Below are 755 nucleotides of genomic sequence, written 5' to 3' on the forward strand. Positions count from 1 at the left end.
ATGTTGACGAGGTAGGGCACGACATCGCCGTCGATCTCCTTCGGATTGACGAAATGCGTCATGCCGAACCGCTCGCCCCACTCCTTCTTGTCGTTGTTCAAATCGACGCCGATGATCATGTCGGCGCCGGCAAGTTTCAGGCCCTGGATGACATTGAGGCCGATGCCGCCGAGGCCGAAGACGACCGCGGTGGCGCCGATCTCGACCTTGGCGGTGTTGATCACGGCACCGATGCCGGTGGTGACGCCGCAGCCGATGTAGCAGATCTTGTCGAAGGGCGCGTCGGGGTTGACCTTGGCCAGTGCGATCTCGGGCAGCACGGTGAAGTTGGAGAAGGTCGAGCAGCCCATATAGTGAAAGATCTTGTCCTTGCCGATCGAGAAGCGCGATGAACCATCGGGCATGAGGCCCTGGCCCTGCGTGGCGCGGATCGCCGTGCAGAGGTTCGTCTTTCTCGACAGGCAGGACGGGCACTGGCGGCATTCGGGCGTATAGAGCGGGATGACGTGGTCGCCCTTCTTGAGCGAGGTGACACCCTTGCCGACATCGACGACGACGCCGGCACCCTCATGGCCGAGGATGGCCGGAAACAGACCTTCCGGATCGGCGCCCGACAGTGTGAATTCGTCGGTGTGGCAAATGCCTGTCGCCTTGATCTCGACCAGCACTTCGCCCTCGCGCGGGCCCTCGAGGTCGACCTCCATGATCTCCAGCGGCTTTCCGGCGGCAACAGCGACAGCGGCGCGGGTTTTCAT

At 62.6% G+C, this 755-nt stretch carries 1 protein-coding gene; it reads right to left on the bottom strand.

The genetic code is table 11. From position 1 onward, the window contains the following. A partial coding sequence (locus EN949_RS35500) for an alcohol dehydrogenase catalytic domain-containing protein (RefSeq protein WP_127371993.1) occupies positions 1-755 on the bottom strand: 755 nt, incomplete at both ends.

The sequence above is a fragment of the Mesorhizobium sp. M7A.F.Ca.US.007.01.2.1 genome, from assembly GCF_003998165.1.
Lineage (GTDB): Bacteria > Pseudomonadota > Alphaproteobacteria > Rhizobiales > Rhizobiaceae > Mesorhizobium > Mesorhizobium ciceri.